Raw genomic sequence first — 3,402 nt, forward strand, 5'->3', positions numbered from 1 at the left:
GCCTCGAAGAACGCGCTCGCCTCGCTGTCCTCACCGGCGAGGGCTCCGGTGTGGGAGACGGAGAGCTCCGCCGCCGCGTCGGACCGGCCCAGCTTGTAGACGGTCACCGGCTTGCCGTGCTCGTGGGCGAGCTGCGCGAACTCCGCGAGCGACTCGGCGTTGTCGAGCGACTCGAGGAACAGGCAGTAGGCGTCGACGTCGGGGTCGTCGATCGTGGCCGAGCAGATCTCGCCGAGCGTCAGGTCGATCTCCGACCCGGTCGAGACCAGCCCGGCGAACCCGATGCCCACGGCCTTGGCCCGGGTCATCAGGGCACCGATGACGCTGCCCGACTGCGACGCCACGAAGGTGCGGCCGACCGGGATGTCGTCCTCGCCGAAGGCCGCGTTGGCGGTGAGCAGCATGCCTGCGCCGGGGTTGACCACGCCGATGCTGTTCGGCCCGACGATGCGGACGCCGTACCGCTGCGCCNGCACCGTCACGACGGGAACGCCGCGCTCGCCGCACTCGCGCACCGCGTCGACGACGAAGCGGGTGTCGGCGGCGACGAACACGTGGTCGGGCGTCTCCGGCAGCGCCGAGATGCTCGGCCACGCCTTCTCGCCGAGCACCGTGTCGCGGCGCGGGTTGACCGGGTAGACCCGGCCCGTGTACCCGGCCTTGCGCAGGAACGCGAGCGGTCGGGCGCCGGTCTTGCTGATGTCGTCGGAGGCGCCGATGATCGCGACCGACTCGGGGTGCATCAGGGCGCCACCGAGGGTGGTGGTGGACAGGACGGTCACGGGGTGGTCTCCTCGGGCAGGACGACGTCGAGCGTCGTGCGGGCGCTGGGCGCGGTCCAGGTCTGCTCGGCCAGGGCGGCGGCGCGGTCGTGGCCGATGACCGGACCGGCCAGGCGGACGAGCTTGGCGGTCATGTCGTCGTCGCTGACCGGGTTCGACGGCTCGCCGTAGGGCGTGTCGACCTGCTCGGTGAGGACGGTGCCGTCGTGCAGGGTCACCTCCAGCACGGCGCGGCGCAGCCGCGGGTAGGCCGCGTCGGCGTCGGCGTCGGCCACCACGGCGACGCGACCGACGAGGTCGCGCACGGTGGCGTCGTGGCGGGCCTCGGGGCCGAACTCGGTGAGGCCGACCTCGTCGAACGTGAGGGCGACGGTCACGGCGAACGGGATGCTCATCTGCGCGTCGAGGAACTCGTCGACGTCCGTCGCGGCGTGGTGCGAGGCGACCGTGTAGGTGCGGACCAGCACGGAGGCGACGTCGTCGGCCTTGAGCCCGTGCTCGGCCCGCAGCGCGAGGGCGGCGTCGATGGGTCCGTGCAGGTGCCGGCAGCAGGGGTAGGGCTTGACGTAGGTGCGCAGGAAGACCCACTCCTCACCGAGCCCACCCAGCAGGGTCTCGGCGTCGAGCTCGCCGCGGGTGAACGCCTCGGCGTACCCGTGCCGGGCCTCCAGGACACCGCGCGGTCCTGTGATGCCGGCCTTCGCCAGCTCGGCGCTCGCGATCGCGTCGCGAGCCGCCTTGCCGGGGTGCAGCCGCTTGACCTCGGCCGCCTGGCCGAGGAACGCGAACAGGCCACCGGCGTGGGACGCGGCGATGCCGAGCGCGTGCTCCATCCGCTCAGCGTCCAGGCGGTGCAGCACACCGACAGCGAGCGCCCCGGCGAGGACGCCGGTGAGCGGGGTGTTGTGGAAGTGGTTGCGCCAGGTGGCCGGGTGGCCGGCGGCGGCCAGGCGGCAGACGCCCTCGAGGCCCACCGCCAGCGCCCGCTCGGTGAGCTCGTCGTCGCTGCCGGCGGCCTGCGCCGCGGCGAGGACGGCGGGGAACACGACCGTGCTGGGGTGGACGCTGCCCGGCGTGTAGCCGTCGTCGACCTCGAGGCAGTGCGCGCTCGTGCCGTTGACCAGCGCGGCACCGAGGGCCGAGAGCCGACCCGATCCGACCGCCTCGGCGGCGTCGCCGGGGTACTGGACGGCGGCGTGCTGGGCCACCTGGCGCGACGTCGGCGCGGCAGAGCCGGGGACGACCGCGGCCAGGTAGTCGACCCAGAGCCGACGCACGTGGTGACGGGTGGCGGCGTCGAGGGGCCGGTCGGCCTGGGCGGCGGCCCACTCGGCGACCGTGGCGGTGGCGCCCTCGAGCGCCGGGCCGGCCGCGTCGGCGCTGGCGGAGGTGCTCGTGCTCATCGGCTGGCTCCCGCCCGCTGGTCGAAGCGTCGGCCGAAGACCGACTGGGCGATGGTGTTGCGCAGGATCTCCGTGGACCCGCCGGCGATCATCCAGCCGCGCGTGCGGCGCACGATGTACTCCATCGGGAACTCCTGGGAGTAGCCGCTGGCGCCGAAGACCTGCAGGGCGTCGTTGGCCACCTTGAACGCCGTCTCGTTGGCGTGCACCTTGGCGATCGCGGCGTCGGTGGAGTCGGGCGCACCGGCGTCGGCGTCGGCCACGGCACGGAAGAGCAGCATCTTGGAGGCGTCGAGCTGGATCCTCATGTCGGCGAACTTCCACTGCAGACCCTGGAACTCGCAGAGGTTCTTGCCGAACTGCGTACGGACCTGGGCGTGCTCGACGGCCCGCTCGTAGGCGCTCTCGGCGAGGGCGAGGGCGCGCGAGGCGTTGCCCATCCGCTCGACACCGAAGATCGACAGCATGGAGCGGACGGCGCCGGACTCGGCCAACACGTAGTCGCGCGGCACGCGGCACTCGTCGAAGTAGAGCTGGCAGTGCGACTCGCCCGACATGTGCCGCTCGGTCTTCCCGCGCGAGAAGCCGGGGGCGTCGAATGGCACCAGCACGGCGCCGATGTCCTTCGTCGTCGGGCCGAACCGGCACCAGACGACGGAGTAGGAGGCCTCCGGACCGTGGGAGTTCCACACCTTCTGGCCGTTGAGGACGACCTCGTCACCCTCGATGCGGGCCGACGTGCGCAGCTCGGTGAGCGCGCTGCCCGCCTCCGGCTCGCTCATGCCGGCGGTGACGATCGCGTCGCCGGCGAGGAGCTTCGGCAGCACCTCGCGCTTCACCCGCTCGGACCCGAAGTTCGCGACCTGGCGGATGGCGCCGAAGTTGCTCGCCTGCAGCGCGTCGGCGCTGTGGGGGCACACCTTGGTGATGGCCATCATGACCAGCACGGCGTCGAGCAGGGACGCGCCCTGGCCACCCAGCTCGGGGTCGAGGGTCAGACCGGTCAGGCCGTTGTCGGCCAGCACCTTGAGGCTGTCCCAGGCGAACTCGGTCCGCTGGAACGCCTTCGGTGCGAACTCCTTCTCGGCCAGCTTGGTGACGGAGTCGACGAGGGCGGTCTGCTCGGGGGTCAGGGAGAAGTCCATCGGTGTCCTTCGGTGGGAAGTGGTGGTGTGCGGTCGGGTGGTCAGGCCACGGGCTGGCGTGACGGGGTGAAC

Annotated in this window: 2 protein-coding genes and 2 pseudogenes; all 4 read right to left on the minus strand. The window is 72.5% G+C overall.

From position 1 onward, the window contains the following. Positions 1 to 471 (minus strand): annotated as a pseudogene (locus tag ASF38_RS19710) (hypothetical protein); the annotation flags it as partial. 1 nt (position 472) lies between these two features. Further along, a pseudogene (locus ASF38_RS19715) lies at positions 473 to 743 on the minus strand (CoA-binding protein); the annotation flags it as partial. A 35-nt stretch (positions 744 to 778) separates the two neighbouring features. Further along, on the minus strand, positions 779 to 2,185 hold the full coding sequence (locus ASF38_RS08085; protein ID WP_056575053.1) for an MmgE/PrpD family protein: 1,407 nt from the start codon (positions 2,183 to 2,185) through the stop codon (positions 779 to 781). Further along, positions 2,182 to 3,330, minus strand: a complete 1,149-nt coding sequence (locus ASF38_RS08090; protein WP_055961589.1) for an acyl-CoA dehydrogenase family protein — start codon at positions 3,328 to 3,330, stop codon at positions 2,182 to 2,184. Before ASF38_RS08090 ends, ASF38_RS08085 begins: the two co-directional genes overlap by 4 nt. Between the last annotated feature and the right edge of the window lie 72 nt (positions 3,331 to 3,402).

This window comes from Aeromicrobium sp. Leaf272, from assembly GCF_001422865.1.
Classification (GTDB): Bacteria; Actinomycetota; Actinomycetes; order Propionibacteriales; family Nocardioidaceae; genus Aeromicrobium.